The 17215-nt window shown below is 25.8% G+C and carries 17 protein-coding genes and 1 riboswitch; of the genes, 6 read left to right on the top strand and 11 right to left on the bottom strand.

Annotated features, from left to right (window positions below):
* Positions 1-58: 58 nt before the first annotated feature.
* The 3 genes from HF862_RS08275 to metK all read left to right on the top strand — a co-directional run bounded on the left by HF862_RS08275 (position 59) and on the right by metK (position 3044).
* Positions 59-994: a stage 0 sporulation family protein gene (locus HF862_RS08275; protein WP_304205940.1), complete on the top strand. Its 936-nt coding sequence runs from the start codon at positions 59-61 to the stop codon at positions 992-994.
* 3 nt (positions 995-997) lie between these two features.
* On the top strand, positions 998-1675 hold the full coding sequence (locus HF862_RS08280; RefSeq protein WP_170187402.1) for a tRNA1(Val) (adenine(37)-N6)-methyltransferase: 678 nt from the start codon (positions 998-1000) through the stop codon (positions 1673-1675).
* 44 nt (positions 1676-1719) lie between these two features.
* Positions 1720-1806, top strand: a riboswitch (SAM riboswitch).
* Between the two features lie 83 nt (positions 1807-1889).
* Positions 1890-3044, top strand: coding sequence for a methionine adenosyltransferase (gene metK, locus HF862_RS08285; RefSeq protein WP_170187403.1), 1155 nt, complete (start codon positions 1890-1892; stop codon positions 3042-3044).
* A 136-nt stretch (positions 3045-3180) separates the two neighbouring features.
* Here metK and HF862_RS08290 read toward each other — a convergent pair whose 3' ends face one another.
* The 10 genes from HF862_RS08290 to HF862_RS08335 all read right to left on the bottom strand — a co-directional run bounded on the left by HF862_RS08290 (position 3181) and on the right by HF862_RS08335 (position 11255).
* Positions 3181-3507, bottom strand: a complete 327-nt coding sequence (locus HF862_RS08290; RefSeq protein ID WP_027128810.1) for an HU family DNA-binding protein — start codon at positions 3505-3507, stop codon at positions 3181-3183.
* A gap of 123 nt (positions 3508-3630) precedes the next feature.
* Complete coding sequence (gene cobJ, locus HF862_RS08295; protein WP_170187404.1) at positions 3631-4365, bottom strand: precorrin-3B C(17)-methyltransferase; 735 nt, start codon at positions 4363-4365, stop codon at positions 3631-3633.
* Complete coding sequence (cbiG, locus tag HF862_RS08300) at positions 4358-5368, bottom strand: cobalt-precorrin 5A hydrolase (protein WP_170187405.1); 1011 nt, start codon at positions 5366-5368, stop codon at positions 4358-4360. Before cbiG ends, cobJ begins: the two co-directional genes overlap by 8 nt.
* A complete protein-coding gene (gene cobM, locus HF862_RS08305) occupies positions 5361-6125 on the bottom strand; it encodes a precorrin-4 C(11)-methyltransferase (RefSeq protein ID WP_170187406.1) in 765 nt (254 codons plus the stop codon). The genes cbiG and cobM overlap by 8 nt, the downstream gene beginning before the upstream one ends.
* Positions 6104-6832, bottom strand: a complete 729-nt coding sequence (cobI, locus tag HF862_RS08310; RefSeq protein ID WP_170187407.1) for a precorrin-2 C(20)-methyltransferase — start codon at positions 6830-6832, stop codon at positions 6104-6106. The genes cobM and cobI overlap by 22 nt, the downstream gene beginning before the upstream one ends.
* A gap of 10 nt (positions 6833-6842) precedes the next feature.
* Positions 6843-7415 carry a precorrin-6Y C5,15-methyltransferase (decarboxylating) subunit CbiT gene (gene cbiT / locus HF862_RS08315; RefSeq protein WP_170187408.1) on the bottom strand — a complete coding sequence of 191 codons (573 nt, stop codon included), beginning with the start codon at positions 7413-7415 and terminating at the stop codon, positions 6843-6845.
* Positions 7406-8032, bottom strand: coding sequence for a precorrin-6y C5,15-methyltransferase (decarboxylating) subunit CbiE (gene cbiE, locus HF862_RS08320; protein WP_170187409.1), 627 nt, complete (start codon positions 8030-8032; stop codon positions 7406-7408). Before cbiE ends, cbiT begins: the two co-directional genes overlap by 10 nt.
* Entirely contained in the window at positions 8029-9144 is a 1116-nt protein-coding gene (gene cbiD / locus HF862_RS08325; protein ID WP_170187410.1) for a cobalt-precorrin-5B (C(1))-methyltransferase CbiD, read from the bottom strand. The genes cbiE and cbiD overlap by 4 nt, the downstream gene beginning before the upstream one ends.
* Positions 9145-9789: a precorrin-8X methylmutase gene (locus HF862_RS08330; protein WP_170187411.1), complete on the bottom strand. Its 645-nt coding sequence runs from the start codon at positions 9787-9789 to the stop codon at positions 9145-9147.
* Complete coding sequence (locus HF862_RS08335) at positions 9789-11255, bottom strand: cobyrinate a,c-diamide synthase (RefSeq protein WP_170187412.1); 1467 nt, start codon at positions 11253-11255, stop codon at positions 9789-9791. Before HF862_RS08335 ends, HF862_RS08330 begins: the two co-directional genes overlap by 1 nt.
* Positions 11256-11401: 146 nt before the next feature.
* Between HF862_RS08335 and hemC the strand changes: the two genes are divergently transcribed.
* From hemC to ilvA, 3 genes are read left to right on the top strand one after another with little or no spacing between them, the layout of a single operon-like run.
* Entirely contained in the window at positions 11402-13084 is a 1683-nt protein-coding gene (hemC, locus tag HF862_RS10195) for a hydroxymethylbilane synthase (RefSeq protein WP_370456855.1), read from the top strand.
* Positions 13077-14546, top strand: coding sequence for a uroporphyrinogen-III C-methyltransferase (gene cobA, locus HF862_RS08350; RefSeq protein WP_170187413.1), 1470 nt, complete (start codon positions 13077-13079; stop codon positions 14544-14546). Before hemC ends, cobA begins: the two co-directional genes overlap by 8 nt.
* 28 nt (positions 14547-14574) lie before the next feature.
* The gene (gene ilvA / locus HF862_RS08355; protein WP_170187414.1) at positions 14575-15783 is read left to right on the top strand and encodes a threonine ammonia-lyase; all 1209 of its coding nucleotides are present in this window, start codon (positions 14575-14577) and stop codon (positions 15781-15783) included.
* A 50-nt stretch (positions 15784-15833) separates the two neighbouring features.
* On the opposite strand, the gene HF862_RS08360 is transcribed toward ilvA, so the two are convergent.
* Entirely contained in the window at positions 15834-17156 is a 1323-nt protein-coding gene (locus tag HF862_RS08360) for an MATE family efflux transporter (protein WP_170187415.1), read from the bottom strand.
* Positions 17157-17215: the final 59 nt, after the last annotated feature.

Consider the following 17215-nt stretch of genomic DNA (forward strand, 5'->3'; position numbering starts at 1 on the left):
TAAAGATATAGAAGTAAAAGTAGAAGAATTTGTAGAAAAAAAAGAAGAAATAGTTGAAATAATAGAAGAAAATACAGAAGAAATAGTAGAAGAAGTACAAGAAGAGAAGTTTTATACAGTTGTAGGTGTAATTTTTGAAATTACTAAAAAAAGATATTATTTTGAAGTTGTAAATAAAGATGAAGTTTATAAAAAAGGAGATAAAGTATTAGTAGATACAGTAAGAGGGCAAGAGATAGGAGTAATATATAATACACCTATGGTACTTTCTGAAAAATTATTAGTACTACCTTTGAAACCTGTCTTAAAGAAAGCAAGTGAAGAAGAGATAAAAAAATATGAGGATTTAAGAAAAGAAGCTGAAAAAGCTCAAATAATTTGTAAAGAAAAAATAGTTACTCATAAATTACCAATGAAACTTATAAATACAGAGTTTACTTTTGATAAAACAAAACTTATTTTTTATTTTACAGCAGAGGGAAGAATTGATTTCAGAGATTTAGTAAAAGATTTGGCTAACATATTTAAGCTTAGAATAGAATTACGTCAAATTGGTGTAAGAGATGAAGCTAGAATTTTAGGAGATATAGGAGTTTGTGGAAAAGAGTTATGTTGTAGAACTTTTATTAATAAATTTAATTCTGTATCAATAAAAATGGCTAGAGACCAAGGACTTGTAATAAATCCATCTAAAATATCTGGAGTTTGTGGAAGATTACTTTGTTGTATAAATTACGAATATCAACAATATGAAGAAGCTTTAAAATCATTCCCAGCTGTAAATCAAATGGTAAAAACAGAAAAAGGAGAAGGAAAAGTAATCAGTATAAGTCCACTTAATGGTTTTTTATATGTAGATTTACCAAATATAGGTATAACTAAATTTGATATAGAAGAAGTCAAATTTAATAGAAAAGAAGCTAAAAAATTACAAAACGAAAGTCCTATTGTATCAGAAGATGGAAGTAATTTGGCACTTCTAGAAAAAGAGTAAGATATGGAAGAAATTGTAAATATAACAACTTTTGACGATGATATAAAAATATATCAATTAATAGATGGATTTAGGTTTTCTGTAGACCCAATAATTTTAGTAGATTTTTTTGAAGGAAATCCAGAAAAAAAAGTACTAGATATAGGAAGTGGTTCTGGAATAATTCCTATATTATTAGCTAAAAGAAAAAATATGAAAAATATTACAGGGATAGAAATTCAAAAGGAATCCTTAGATATTTTTAAGAGGAATGTTTCAGAAAATAAATTAGAAAAAAATATAGAGATTGTCTATGGAGATGTAAAGGAATATAGTAAATCAAATTATTATGATTATATTATTTCCAATCCTCCTTATATGTCTTTAGATGGGAAAAAAATTTCTGAGAATGAAAATAAAAAGATTTCTCGTCACGAAATTAAATTAAATTTAGGAGAATTAATAAAAAATAGTAAAAGACTTTTAAAACCAAGAGGGGAACTTTTTTTAGTGCATAGAAGTTTTAGATTATCAGAAATTATAAAAGAACTAGAAAAAAATAATTTTTCTCCTAAAAAAATAAAATTTGTTTACTTTGATAGAAATAAAAATTCTAATCTTATTTTAATTCAGGCATCAAAAGGGAGAAAAAATAAGTTAGAAGTAGTACCACCATTATTTTTGGAAGAGGAAGGATACTAAAAATAAATATTGACAATTTTAATAAAGTATTATATAATAAATCTTGACCATCAAGAGAGACGGAGGGAATGGCCCTGTGATGTCTCAGCAACCTACTATTTTGTGTGGTGCTAATTCCAGTTAGATGGGGATTATTTGTAAGATTATATCCCTTTCGTTGGAAAGGGATTTTTTATTTTTAAATTATTTTTGATTTTATTATTAGGAGGAATTAATGGAAGATTTAATTTACTTTACATCTGAATGTGTATCACCAGGACATCCAGATAAAGTAGCAGACCAAATATCAGATGCTGTTTTAGACGCTTGTTTAAAAGATGACCCAAATTCTAGGGTAGCTTGTGAAGTATTTTGTACAACAGGTCAAGTTATTGTTGGTGGAGAGATAACAACAAAAACTTACATAGATATTCAAGATATAGTTAGAAAAAAAATTCATGAAATAGGGTATAGACCAGGAATGGGATTTGATGATAACTGTGGAGTATTTAGTTCAATACATTCTCAATCTCCAGATATAGCTATGGGAGTAGATGTAGGAGGAGCTGGAGACCAAGGAATAATGTTTGGAGGAGCTGTAAAAGAAACTCCAGAATTAATGCCTTTAGCATTAGTTTTATCAAGAGAAATTTTAAAATTATTAGTTGAATTAAGAAATGAAGGAGTACTTACTTGGGCAAGACCAGATGCAAAATCTCAAGTAACATTAGCTTATGATAGAGAAGGAAATATAAAATTTGTTGATACAATAGTAGTTTCAGTTCAACATAATCAATTTGTAACACAAGAACAAATTCATCATGATGTAAGAGAATTAGTAATAAAACCTGTATTGGAAAAATATAATTTAAAATTTGAAGATGTTAAAAAAATATTTATAAATCCTACAGGAAAATTTGAAATTGGAGGACCTCATGGAGATACAGGGCTTACAGGAAGAAAAATAATAGTTGATACTTATGGTGGATACTTTAGACATGGTGGAGGAGCTTTTTCTGGAAAGGACCCTTCAAAAGTAGATAGGTCAGCAGCTTATGCAGCTAGATGGGTAGCTAAAAATATAGTAGCTTCAGGATTAGCTGATAAATGTGAGGTACAATTATCTTATGCAATAGGAGTAGTAGAACCTACATCAGTAAAAGTTGATACTTTTGGAACAGGAAAAGTAGATGAAATAGAATTGGCAAAAGGGGTTTCAAAAATATTTGACTTAACACCAAGAGGAATTGAAAGAGACTTAAAACTTAGAAGTTGTGAATTTAGATATCAAGATTTAGCAGCATTTGGGCATATAGGAAGAACAGATATAGAACTTCCTTGGGAACAATTAAATAAAGTTGAAGAATTAAAAAATTATTTTAATAAGTAATTAAAGAAAAGGATATTGTATTTATACAATATCCTTTTTATTTTAAATTTTAAAAAATAAAAATAGCTTTCTATGATACCATAGAAAGCTATTAGAAGCTTTAATCATTTAGTTTACTAAAATTTTTTGAATTTATTTATTTAGCTTTCTTTTTACAAGTTCTTTTTTTCTTAGGTTCTTCTTTTTTTACATTTAATCTATCAGATAAGTCTTTACCAACTTTAAATTTTATATAGTTTTTAGGAGTTATTTTAATAGGCTCCCCTGTTCTAGGGTTAATTCCTTCAGCTCTTTTTGTAGTTTTTCTTTCGAAAGTTCCTAGCCCTCTAAAAACTAAAACTTCTTCTTTTGCAAGTGCTTCTTTTAATACTTCTACAAAAACTTCTACTTGTCTTTTTGCTTCTTCTTTACTAGGCAAATTAGCCTTTTTCATAAACAATTCTGCAAATTCTACTTTTTTCATGATTCCTCCCTTTAAAAATATAAATAAATATTAAAGTATCTTAAGTTATTATATAAGACTCAAAAAAAATATATTTTGTTTAATTTTTTTTAAATTTTTTTTATTTATTATTTTAAATTTCTTTTACTTATGAATAATTCTATATCCACGAGGTGTTATTATCTTATTTTTTAAAATAAAACTATTAGAATTTCCTATAATAACTGTAGAAAACATATTTATTTCATAGTTTAACATATTTTCTAAAGTAGTTATAACAAAATTTTCTTCCTCTCTACCAACATTTCTAGCTATCAATACAGGAGTATCTTTAGATTTATATTTTAACATTATATCTCTAGCTTCATTTATAAGAAATTCTCTACCTTTACTTTTTGGATTATAAAGAGTAATTACAAAATCTCCTTGAGAAGCCAAATCAATTCTTTTTTTAATGATTTCCCAATCTGTTAAAAGATTACTAAGAGAGATATTGACACTATCATGTACAATAGGTGCCCCTCCTAAACTAGCTGAGGCATTAGAGGAAGTTACTCCAGGAATTATTTCTATTTCAATATTGCTATTTTTTGCTACTTCTAACATAAGTCCAGCCATTCCATAAACTCCAGGGTCACCAGAGCTAATAAGAGATACAGTTTTTCCATCCTCTGCTAACTTTAAAGTCTCTTCACATCTTTCTACTTCTTTTTTCATAAAAGATTTTATCAGTAATTTTTCTGGAAATAAATCTTCTACAAGAGAGATATAAGTTTTATATCCTATTATTATATCTGAATTTTTTAAAGTTTCATAAGCTTTAAAAGTCATATTTTCTTTATTTCCTGGTCCTATTCCTACCACATAAATTTTACCCATCTTTTCTTGTTTCCTCCTGAAATATTGATATAGTAATTCCATCATATTTTATTTTTTCTGCTATAATTTCTCCTTTTTTTCCAGAAGCTAGCATAGCACAAGGGCCTGATACAGAACCTATCCCTAAAGTTTTTTCCACAAACTCTGATTTTTTAAATTTATTTTCTACCTTTTTTATTTCATCTTTAGAAATAATTTTTAAGTCAATATTAAAGTATTTAGAAGTTTCTATTATTCCAATTTCATCTTTTTTTATATCAATAGTTCCTAAAACCTTTAAAGATTTTTCTGAAATATTATATTTTTCCAAAGAGTTTTTTATTGCAAAAATTATTTTATCTTTAGGTGTTCCTCTCTTACAGCCTATTCCAATAGATATATTTTTTGGAAAAATTTGAGTTATTTCAATATTTTTTTGATTTGAAATAATAATTACTCCTTTTGGATTTTCATTTGAAATATTTTCTGGAACTTTTATTTCAATTTTTTCTCCAGCTACTATAAGACTTGTAACTTTTTTAGCACTCTCTAAAGATTCTAATTTTCCATTTATTTTCATGGCGATTGTATCAACAGCAATTTTTCCTGAAATATCTGAAGATGTTGTCAAAACAGGGATTGAATTTAGCATAGAACTTATCTCTTTTGTTAAATTATTTCCTCCACCTAAATGTCCTGAAAGAATAGGAATTACAAAATCTCCATTTTCATCTACTACTAATACACAAGGGTCAGAGTCTTTAGAGTTAATAAAAGGTGCTATACTTCTTACAGCTATTCCTGTGGCTGTTATAAAAATAAAACCAAAATATTTTTGAAAAATATCTTTTAAAGTATCCTTAATAGAAAGTTTTATTATTTTTGTTTCTTCATCAGAATATTTTTCTAATGTAAAAACTTCAATTTCTTTATTAAAAGTTTCTAAATAAAGATTTTTTATTTTTTTTGCTAATTCAACGCCTTTTTTAGTGACAGTAATAATTCCAATTTTATCTTTAAACATTTTCTTTTCCTTTTCTATATTCATGAGTAAAGGTTTTATCATATAATTTTGATTTTGAATAATTATTTCCTAAAAAATTCCCAACAAGAATTTGAGCAGTCTTATTAATATTTTCTTTTTTTACTAATTCAGATATATTTTTTAAAGTTCCTATAACTTTTTTTTCATCTTTCCAACTAGCTCTTTGAACAACAGCTATTGGAGTATCTTCTGGATAATAAACAGAAAGTTTTTTAACAACTTCATCTATCATTTGAACTGATAAAAATATTGCCATAGATGCTTGATGAGAAGCTAGACTTTCTAAAGATTCTCTTTCTGGAACTTTAGTTCTTCCAGAAAGTCTTGTACATATAACAGTTTGGCTTACATCTGGTAAAGTATATTCTTTTTTTAAAGAAGCAGCAGCTGCTAAAAAAGAACTTACTCCGGGAATAACTTCATATTCTATATTATTTTCATCTAAAATATCCATTTGTTCTCTATGAGCTCCAAAAATACTTGGGTCTCCTGTGTGAACTCTAGCTACTTTCTTTCCAGATTTAATCCCTTTTATTGTTATATCCATAACTTCTTCTAAAGTCATTGTAGCAGAATTGTAAATCAAAGCTTCATCTTTATGGCAATCTATAACTTCTCTTGGAACTAAAGAACCAGCATATATAATTATGTCAGCTTCCTTTATAATTCTTTGTCCTTTAACAGTTATAAGTTCAGGGTCTCCAGGTCCAGCTCCTATGAAATAAACTTTTTCCATTTCTCAATTCCTCCTTTTTTTAATATAAGAGTTGAAAAATAAGGGATATCCTCTTTTGTTAAATTTTCTAAATCAAAATAAATTTTTTGTTCTTCTTTTCCTGATTCACATACAAGTACAATATTTTTTTCATTTCCTGTAATTTTCAATGCTTCTTTTAATTCTTCAAATCTCAATGAAACTTTCATCACTACTATATTATCACTATTTTTTATTTCTTCTATTATATGTTGTGAAGTACATTTTTTAGAAAGTGATATAACTTTTAAAGTTTCATCTCCAACAACCAAAGGGATATTTATTCTTGAGGCAATATCTATAAAAGAAGATATACCAGGAATTGTTTCCACTTGATATTTTTCATTTATATTTTCTATAAGATAGACATATGTACTATAAGTCATAGGGTCCCCTATAGTAATAAAACCTACATTTAAATTTTTTTCTAAATATTCTTCAATGATTTTGCTATTTTTTATTCTCTCTTCTTTTCTTTTTTCTATATTAGGATTCATAGAAATTTCCATATCTACAAATTTTATATCAGTTTTTAGATATTCTTTAACAATATTGTAAGCTGTACTTTCAATATCTCTTCCAGCATTTGGTAAAATTAAAATATCTAATTTTTTTAAAGTATTAATAGCCTTTAAAGTTATCATTTCAGGGTCTCCTACTCCAACCCCTATTCCATAAAATTTACTCATTTATTTATTTTTATTCCTTTCTTCCACTTATTATATATATTGGATTTTCTCCAATCATCATATTATAATTTCCTATTTTTTTATTTCTTGATATATTTACATTTACAATTTCTATATCTGATAATTTTTTTTCTTTTAATAAATCTAAAGTTTTTCCTAAATTTTCAAGAGTAATTAAATTTATTACAAATCTACTATTTTTTTTAGATTTTTTTATAAAAAAATCTAAAATATTTTTCATATTATTAGAACTTCCACCAATAAAAATTCTATCAAAGGAATTTTCTTCTAAAAAATTTAAATCATTTGGAGCTAGACCATAAATTAATCTATAATTTTTTATATTAAATTTTTCTAAATTCTTTTTTATAAGTTCAATAGCCTCTATATTTTTTTCTATCCCATAAACAAAACCATTTTTTAAGTAGGTAGAAGCTTCAATCCCAACACTTCCTGTACCAGCTCCAATATCTACTAATATAGAATCTTCAAGAAGTTCTAATTTAGATATAGAAATAGCACGAACCTCATCTTTTGTCATAGGGACATTTCCTCTTATAAACTCATTATCTTTTATATGCATTTTTTTATCACCATTACATTTATAGAAAATTCTCTATTATATTTTTCTATATCACTAAGAAAAAATCTACTTATTTTTTCATCATCATAAGATAAATTTTCTCCAACAATAATTTCAATATTTTCTATTTTATTTTCTAATAATTTTTTTCCAATTATATATGGATTATTTTTTTTATCTGTAAGTAAAATAACTCCTCTTTTACTATTTTTTAAAATTTCTATTATATCTGACTCTCTTCCATGTAAGCTACAAAAAGAATACTCTTCCCAAGTATCACAAAGTTTTCCAAATAGATATTGAAAAGAGGAAAGTCCAGGGATAACTCTTATTAAATTTTCTGAAAAATTTTTTTTAATAAAAGAAAGTAAACTGTAATATCCTGTATCTCCAGAAACTATTATAGAAATCTCTTTGTTTATATTTTTGTTTATATACATTTTCATTTCATCTAATTTACTTAGATAATATTTTTCAATATTATTATTTAAAAGAATTTCTATATCTTCTAATTGTCTTTTGCCACCTATTACAATTTCAGAAGTTTTTAAGAGTTTTTTTCCAGCTTCTGAAAAATAATCTAGATGACCAACTCCTAATCCAATAACATTTATCATAACTCTTTCACCATTTTATAAAAATTTTTACTCATTCCCACATCTTCTTTAAAAGAAAATATTAAAGCTTCAATTTTTATACTTTCATCTTTTATATATTCTTGTGATTTTTTTACAACCTTATTAGCGATTAAATTAAAAAATTCTTTGTTTTCTATATATTCACAAGCTTCTTCAACTGTATTAGAAGAGAGAATTTTATAAAGAATCTCTTTTTTCTCTCCGATTTCAAAAGCATTAGCCAACATTATCTCCATTCTAGCATCAGCAACTTTACTGTGAGTATTATATATTCCTCCAGCTATTTTTATGGCTTTTCCTATATGTCCCACAAGAAATATTTTTTTATAACCAATTTCCACAGCACAATCTAACATATATCCAATATAATTACTTATAACAATGAGATTATTAGTATCTAATCCAAAATCTTCACAATATTTTTTTCCATAGTTTCCAAAAGAAAATATTATCCAATCTTTGTTACTATTTTCATGTAAAACTTTTAATTCTAATTTTAGAGAATCTTTTAAAGCTTCTTCACTCATTGGTTTTAAAACTCCTGTTGTACCAAGAATAGAAATTCCATTTATTATTCCTAATTTCTCATTAAAAGTTTTTTTGGCAATCTCTCTTCCTTTAGGAATATATATTAAAATTTCTATTTTTTCATTTATATTATATTTTTCTAAAAAGGTTCTTATATTTTTTATTAAAATTTCCAATGGTTTTGGATTAATAGCATATTTTCCAATAGGTTGTTGTAATCCTTTTTTGGTGATAACTCCAATCCCTCTACCACCTCTTATAAAAATATTTTCATCTTTATATCCTTTACTATCTTCTGTAAAAGATTTAACAATTTTTATTTTAGTAAAAATTTCTATTCCATTAGTTACATCAGGGTCATCACCTGAGTATTTAATAACAGATGTGGTTACAAAATTTTTTCTTTTTTTAATTCTATTTATAGGAATTATTAAATTTTTATCATAAGGGAGAGAAATTTCTATATTTTTTAAAAATTCATCATTAAAAATACAATAAAATCCAGCTAATGCACTAGCTATAACACAACTTCCTGTAGTGTATCCTGATTTTAATTCTTTCATCTAAAATCCCTCTCTTTTATATAACTGATATAAAATTCCATGTAATATAGCTACAGTTACTGTACTTCCTCCCTTTCTTCCATTTATTGTAATATATGGAATATCTAAACTTTTAAAAACTTCCTTAGATTCTTTAGCTCCTACAAAACCAACAGGAGCTCCAACAACTAAGTATGGTTTTTCAATTTCTTTTGTTTCAATTAATTCTTTTAATCTATAAAGAGCTGTAGGAGCATTACCTATAAGAAAAATTTTAGTATTTTTATCTTTACTAGCTTTTTCAATACCTATTATAGACCTTGTAATTCCTCTCTCTTTACTTTCTTTTGCAACATCCTCATCAGATATTAATGTATAGGCTTCACAATTAAATTTTTTTAAAATATTTTTATTAAGTCCATTCAATATCATATTAGTATCACAATAAATTTTACAACCATTTTTTATAGCAGTTTTTCCACTTGTTATTGGATTATTAAGAAATTTTATAATATCAGCATACTGAAAATCAGCTGTTGTATGAATAATTCTTTTTACAATAGGTAATTCTTCCTCTGTAAAATTATTTATTTTTTCTCCAAGTTCTTCTGTTATAATTTCAAAACTTCTTTTTTCTATTGATTGAGGTTCTTTTATATATTCCATTATCTCTTTCCTTTTCTAAAATTAAAAAAATTCATAAAATTAAATCTATTTTTCTTATCATGATATTCTTTTGCTTTATTTAATAGGTTATATACAAAATCTTGACTTGAAAAGAAATGAAGATGAGGATAACCACAGAAAAGATTTTTTTCAGAATACCCACATTCCCAACTTCTTCCATCTTTCTTAGAAATTTTAAATATATTTTCTCCAGATTTTTCTATTATTTCAGAATAATGAAATTCATGAGCTGGAAAACTTAAAGTTTTTTCTTTTTCTAAAGAACAATCTACATTAATATATCCAAACTTTCCAACATTTAATCTATCTTTCATTTGAAATTTATTATTTGTCAGTCCTACAAATTTAAATGTTTCATTATTTAAGGTTTTTAATTTTTGAGAAAGATATATGTATCCTCCACACTCTCCATAAATAACTCCACCATCATTATAAAAACTCTTAATACTTTCTATCATTAATTTATTCTTTTCTAACTCTTTTCCATAAATTTCAGGATATCCTCCACCAAAATATAATCCATCAACATCTTCTGGAATTTTTTCATCATTTATAGGAGAAAAATATTTTATTTCAATTCCTAATCTTTCTAAAAACTCAAGATTGTCATTATAATAAAAAGAGAAAGCATTATCTTTAGCCACTCCAATTTTTAACCCTTTATATTTTACTACTTCACTTAAGTTTAAAATTTTTCGTTCTATTTTTAATAATTCTTCATTTAGTAAAATATCATTTTTTAAAAGTTTATCACTGATACTATTTTTTGATGTTGGAGTATCTATGTTGGAAATTTCTAAAATTTTATTTATATCAATAGTCTTTTTAATTTTTTCAGCTAATATCTCTATTTTTTTATCTAATTCTTTAATTTCCTCAGCTTGTATAAGTCCTAGATGTCTACTTTCTAAAGAAATTTCATCTATTTTAGGAAGATAACCAACACAAGGAATTTCAACATATTTTTCTATGGCTTTAGAAAGTATTTCATAAGATTTTTCAGAAGAGATATTATTTAAAATAATTCCTTTTATCTCTACTCTTTCATCAAAAAGTTTATAACCTAAAATTTCTGCACATATGCTTGTACTTCTTTTATTGGCATCAACAACAAGAATAATAGGAATATTTAAAATTCTTGAGATGTGTGCTGTACTTCCATTGTCTAACTCATCACCTAAACCATCATAGAGTCCCATTACTCCTTCTATTATTGAAAAATTTTTTCTATTTTTTAAAAAACTATATTTGATACCTTTTTCTCCCATTAAAAAGTAATCTAAATTATAACTTTTATTTTTTGTTACATATTCATGAAATTTTCCATCTATATAGTCAGGACCAGCTTTAAAAGGAGAGACATTTTTTAAAACTTTCATAAGTCCGATAGTTATTGTTGTTTTTCCAATTCCACTTTTAGTACCAGCTATAATAATACCTTGCATAAAATATCCTCCTTACATTAATTAATTTTTTATTATATAACCAATTTTAAATTTTACTTATATTATACAATATTTTTATAAAAATTTTCCAATATTTCTTTTCTATGGTATAATAATAGTACTAAAGAGAAAAAAGGACTGATATAATGGATTGGATTATAGGTGGAACAAAAGACTCTAGAAATTTTATAGAAAAAATTTTGAAAACGGAAAATTTTTCAAAAGATTTTATTGTAACTGTTGTTACTGAATATGGAAAAAAATTATTAGAGGATTATAATATAAATGTTTTAGTAAAAGCTATGGATAAAAACCAAATGGAAAAATTTATTCTTTCTAATTCGATAGATAGAGTTTTTGATTTTAGTCATCCATATGCAGCAAATGTATCTGAAAATATAATTGAAATTTCTAAAAAATTAAATATTGAGTATTATAGATTTCAAAGAGAAGATATAGAAAAAACTAATATTCAAAATAATTTCTTATATTTCTCAAATATTCAAGAAATAATAGACTATATAAAAAATATTTCAGAAAATATTTTAGTAACTTTAGGAAGTAACCAGATAGAAAGTTTTTCTATTCTTCCGAATTTAAAAAATATATATTTTAGAATTTTACCAACTAAAGTTTCTGTTGAAAAACTAGAAAATTCTAATATAATGGCAAAAAATATAATAGCTTTACAAGGACCTTTTTCAAAGGAATTTAATAAAGCTATTTTTAAAAATTATAATATTAAATATCTTATCACTAAAGAAAGTGGAAATATTGGTGGAGAATTAGAAAAATTAGAAAGTGCCATTGAAGAAAATATAAAAGTTCTTATATTAAAAAGACCTCTTTTGAATTATCCTTGGATAACTTCAGATATAAATCAGATAATAAAAGTTTATCAGGAAAGGAAAAGTATGAAAAAAAATTTTGTAATAGGTACTAGAGGAAGTATATTAGCTCTTGCTCAGACAGAAATAGTAAAAAATATTCTTGAAAAAAAATATCCAAATTACACTTTTGAAATAAAGAAAATAGTTACAACAGGAGATAAAGATTTAACTACTAATTGGGGAAGTGGTGGAACTTCTATAAAAAGTTTTTTTACAAAAGAGATTGAAAAAGAGTTACTTGAAAATACAATAGATTTTGCAGTTCATTCAATGAAAGATATGCCAAGCGAAAATCCTAAAGGACTTGTATTTAGTGGAGTACCTCAAAGAGAAGATAATAGAGATGTCTTTATTTCAAAATCTGGTTTAAAACTTAGTCAGTTACCAGAAAATCCAATTATAGGAACAAGTTCTTTAAGAAGAGGTGAATGTATAAAAGTCTTAAGACCTGATGCAATAATAAAACCTCTTCGTGGAAATATCCATACTAGACTTAGAAAATTAGAAGAAGAAAATTATGATGGAATAGTTTTAGCAAGTGCTGGTCTCATTAGAACAGGTTTAGAAAATAAAATTACAGAATTTTTTGATGTAGAAGATGTAATTCCAGCTCCAGCTCAAGGAGCTTTATGTATTCAATATAAAGAAGGAAACACAGAGGTAAAAAATATTTTAGATAGTATTTCTTGTGAAGTAACTACTAAAATCATAAAACTTGAAAGAGAATTTTCAAAAATATTTGATGGTGGTTGTCATACTCCAATTGGTTGTAGTATAAAACTTATAACAGATAATGATTGTGAAGAGTTTATTGAAGTTATTGGGATGTATTGTTTCAATAATAAAGTATTAAAGAAAAAATTAAGAGGACCTTTAAGATATGGAGATATTTTAATCAATAATCTAGCAGAAATTTTAAAAGGTGATATTAATGAATAAAGGAAAAGTTTTTTTTATAGGAGCAGGTCCTGGAGATTTTGAACTTCTTACTCTAAAAGGAAAAAGATATTTAGAAATGGCTGATTGTGTCATCTATGATAGATTGGTTAATAAAAGAATTTTATCTTTTGCAAATAAGGAAGCTGAACTTATATATTTAGGAAAAGAAAATACAGAAGGTGGAACTTTACAAAAAATTATAAATGATACTTTAGTTGAAAAAGCTCTTTCTGGAAATTTTAAAAATATAGTGAGATTAAAAGGTGGAGATTCTTTTGTCTTTGGTAGAGGTGGAGAGGAAATAGAAGCCTTAGAGAAATATAATATAGATTTTGAACTTGTCCCAGGAATAACATCAGCAATAAGTGTTCCTGAATACAGTGGAATTCCTGTTACTCATAGAAATATAGCTCGTTCTTTTCATGTTTTTACAGGGTCTACTGCTGATGGAGAGGGAATACAAAATTTTGAAATAATAAGTAAGTTAGAGGGAACTTTAATATTTTTAATGGGAGTTAAAAATTTAGAAAATATTTGCTCTGAGCTTATAAAAAATGGAAAAAATCCAAATACTCCCATAGGAATTATTGAAAAAGGTACTACCACAAATCAAAAAACTTATACGACTGTTTTAAAAGAAATAGATAAAATTGTAGATAAAGTAACTCCTCCAGCTATTGTTATAGTAGGAGAAGTTGTTAATAAGAGAGAAATATATAATTGGTTTGAGAAGAAATCTCTTTTTGGGAAAAAAATAATAGTTACTAGAGAAGAGGTACAAGGAGAAGCTTTTTCAAGAGAGATTGAAAAAAGAGGAGGAGAAAGTATCCTTATTCCTACAATAAAACTAACTGATTCTATGGATAAATTTGATTATTCATCTTTAAAAAATTATCAAGGAATTATGTTTAACTCCCCTAATGGAGTTGATTTTTTCTTCAAACATATTCCTGATATAAGAGTTATTTCAAATCTAAAAATAGGAGCTATTGGAAGTAAAACTGCAAGTCAATTAAAAAAATATAAAATAATTCCAGATATAGTTCCAGAGGAATATTTAAGTGAAAATTTAGCAAAATCTATGATAGATATAACAAAGGAAAATGATAATATTCTTATAATTACTTCTGATGCTTCACCAATATTAGAAAAAGAATTATCAGAAAAATATAAAAGAAATTTTAAAAAATTTATAGGATATTTCAATTCTAAAATTGAAATAAAAAATGAAATATTAGAGAAAAAATTAAAAGAAGCAACACATATTACTTTTTTTAGTGGCTCTTCTGTAGAAAGTTTTTTCTCTAATTTAGAAGATATATCTTTATTACCTCCTGAAATAAAAATTATTTCATTAGGACCCTCTACAACAAAAGTAATAAAAAAATATATAGATAAAAATATTATTCAATGTAAAATTTATACAGGGGAAGAAGTTTTAAAAGTTTTAGAAAACAATTAAAAATATAAATAGGAAGTGAGGTATTATAATGGTTAATGATGTTACTTTAGAAATGATTAAAGATGCTGCTTACACGATTAAAGATTCAATTAAAAGAACTCAATTAATGGAATGTCCTACTCTTTTTGAAATAACAGGAAATAGAATATTTTTTAAATTGGAGAATTTACAAAAAACAGGTTCTTTTAAAATAAGAGGAGCCATGAATAAAATTATGAATCTTACAGAAGAAGAAAAAGCAAGAGGAGTTATAGCTTCTTCAGCTGGAAACCATGCTCAAGGAGTAGCTTTAGGAGCTACAAGTCTTGGAATAAAATCTACTATTGTTATGCCTGGTACAGCTCCTTTATCAAAAGTGGCTGCTACAAAAAATTATGGAGCTGAAGTAGTTCAAGTAGGAACTGTTTATGATGAGGCTTATCAAAAAGCTTGTGAAATTCAAAAAGAAACAGGAGCTACATTTTTACATCCTTTTGATGACCCATATGTTATAGCTGGACAAGGAACTATAGGTTTAGAAATTTTAGAAGATTTAGAAAATGTAGATATAGTTATTGTTCCTATTGGTGGAGGAGGAATAATATCTGGTATAGCAAAAGCTATAAAATCTATTAAGAAAAATGTAAAAATTATAGGAGTAGAACCAGCCAATGCTCCATCAATGAAAGAAGCTATAAAATTAGGACATCCAACAACTGTAAAAGTTACTCCTACTATAGCTGATGGAATAGCTGTGGCTAGAGCTGGAGAACTTACTTATAAACTTATTTCTGAATATGTTGATGAGATAGTGACTGTTACAGAAGATGAGTTAGCAAAAAGTTTATTATTCTTATTAGAAAAAAGTAAAGTATTGGCTGAGGGAGCTGGAGCTTCTCCACTAGCTGCTGTTTTGGCTGGAAAAATCCAAGAAAAAGGAAAAAATATTTGTTGTGTAGTTTCTGGAGGAAATGCTGATATAACAGCTGTTGAAAGAATTATAAATAAAGCTTTAGTTCTAGCTGGTAGAAAAGTAGAACTTAATGTTATTGTAGAAGATAGATTTGGAGAATTAAATAAACTTTTATCTATTTTAGCTCATGAAAAAGCAAGTGTCCTAAGTATAAATCAAACTATGTATAGTTCAAATCTTCCTATAAATTCTCAATTAGCTACAGTGGCTATAGAATGTATGGACGCTGACCATAGAGATAAAATAATAAAAACTATAAAAGAAGCTGGATTCCAAATGAGATAAAAAATGAAAATCTGTACAAAATACTTTTATTGTATCTTGTACAGATTTTTTTATCCTAATCTTCTTTTTAAAGAATTTATAGATTTTTTCATTAAATAAAAAGAAACTAAAAGACAAAGGAATTCAGCTATAGGTGTTGTCATCCAAATTCCTTTTGGACCTATAATGTTAGGAAGGATGAAAAGAGGAATAGTTACAAATATAATAGACCTACATAAAGAAACAATAACAGACTCCAAAGGTCTTTCTATTGCTGTTAAAAATGAAGATGAGATTATATTTATAAATTCTAATAAATAAGCAAAACTTATAAAAAATAAAGCTTCATCAGCTAATAAAATCAATTCTTGATTTTCTTTAGCAAAAATTTTAATTATTTCAATTCCAAAAATATGACTTCCAATATATACAATAACTCCTAAAGTTCCACCAGAAATAAAAGAAATTTTTAAAACTTTTTTAATTTTCTCAATATTTTTAGCCCCTACATTATAAGCAACAATTGGTTGAAGAGCTTGAGATAAACCATAAAGAGAAATATTTAAAATTTGATTTATATAAAAAATAATTGTAAGAGCTGAAACTCCAAGAACTCCGACTTTTGCCATTATAACTCTATTAAATAGATATGTGGCTACAGTTGAAGCTACAACTGTTAACATCTCTGAACTTCCATTATAAAAAATATTTTTTATATCAGTTTTATATTCTTTTAAATTTTTAGGTTTTTTAAATTTTATATTAGAGATAAGGGCTAAGAAAGAACAAGTAGTAGCTATTATAGTGGCTAAAGCTCCACCTTTCATTCCTAAATTTAATTTAACAATGAAAAGATAATCTAAAGAGATATTTACTATAAGTCCCACTACTCCACTTAAAAAAACATAGTTTGGTTTTTCCTCTATTCTAACAAAAGTTTCTGTAAAGATTGGGGAAGTAAAAAGAAAAGTTCCCAATATTAAAATAAATAAATAATCTTTTACATAACTATAAATCTCTTTATTAGCTCCTAAAAATTTTATAAAAAAATCTAAATTTAAAATTATAATTATTGATAAAACTTCTAATACAATAAATAATAATGATAGAGTTATAGTAGCTATTTCTTGAGAGTTATTTATTTTTTTATTTCCTCTATATATACTAGCAATAACTCCTCCACCTATACAAATCATAAGACCAACACTCATTAACAAATTAACAAGAGGCATTGATAAATTTACTCCAGCAAGACCTAAAGGACCAACAAACCTTCCTAAAAAGGCTCCATCAATCATCATTTGAGCTGAAACGATTAACATCCCAAGTATACCTGGTATAGCAAATTTAAAAAATAAAGTAGTGATATTTTCAGTTTCAAAATTTGTTTTCATTAAAGTAAATCCTCCAAAAAAATAATGCTTTTTTTATATTTCTATGATATTATAAACTA

Source organism: Fusobacterium sp. FSA-380-WT-3A (genome assembly GCF_012843705.1).
Taxonomy (GTDB): Bacteria; Fusobacteriota; Fusobacteriia; order Fusobacteriales; family Fusobacteriaceae; genus Fusobacterium_B.

Coding starts and splice junctions, on each gene's coding strand:
- HF862_RS08290 (WP_027128810.1), bottom strand. CDS start 3,507: ATGAAAAAAGTAGAATTTGCAGAATTGTTTATGAAAAAGGCTAATTTG.
- metK (WP_170187403.1), top strand. CDS start 1,890: ATGGAAGATTTAATTTACTTTACATCTGAATGTGTATCACCAGGACAT.
- cobJ (WP_170187404.1), bottom strand. CDS start 4,365: ATGGGTAAAATTTATGTGGTAGGAATAGGACCAGGAAATAAAGAAAAT.
- cbiE (WP_170187409.1), bottom strand. CDS start 8,032: ATGATAAATGTTATTGGATTAGGAGTTGGTCATCTAGATTATTTTTCA.
- hemC (WP_370456855.1), top strand. CDS start 11,402: ATGGATTGGATTATAGGTGGAACAAAAGACTCTAGAAATTTTATAGAA.
- cobM (WP_170187406.1), bottom strand. CDS start 6,125: ATGGAAAAAGTTTATTTCATAGGAGCTGGACCTGGAGACCCTGAACTT.
- HF862_RS08280 (WP_170187402.1), top strand. CDS start 998: ATGGAAGAAATTGTAAATATAACAACTTTTGACGATGATATAAAAATA.
- cbiG (WP_170187405.1), bottom strand. CDS start 5,368: ATGTTTAAAGATAAAATTGGAATTATTACTGTCACTAAAAAAGGCGTT.
- cobI (WP_170187407.1), bottom strand. CDS start 6,832: ATGAGTAAATTTTATGGAATAGGGGTTGGAGTAGGAGACCCTGAAATG.
- HF862_RS08360 (WP_170187415.1), bottom strand. CDS start 17,156: ATGAAAACAAATTTTGAAACTGAAAATATCACTACTTTATTTTTTAAA.
- HF862_RS08330 (WP_170187411.1), bottom strand. CDS start 9,789: ATGGAATATATAAAAGAACCTCAATCAATAGAAAAAAGAAGTTTTGAA.
- cobA (WP_170187413.1), top strand. CDS start 13,077: ATGAATAAAGGAAAAGTTTTTTTTATAGGAGCAGGTCCTGGAGATTTT.
- cbiD (WP_170187410.1), bottom strand. CDS start 9,144: ATGAAAGAATTAAAATCAGGATACACTACAGGAAGTTGTGTTATAGCT.
- HF862_RS08335 (WP_170187412.1), bottom strand. CDS start 11,255: ATGCAAGGTATTATTATAGCTGGTACTAAAAGTGGAATTGGAAAAACA.
- ilvA (WP_170187414.1), top strand. CDS start 14,575: ATGGTTAATGATGTTACTTTAGAAATGATTAAAGATGCTGCTTACACG.
- cbiT (WP_170187408.1), bottom strand. CDS start 7,415: ATGCATATAAAAGATAATGAGTTTATAAGAGGAAATGTCCCTATGACA.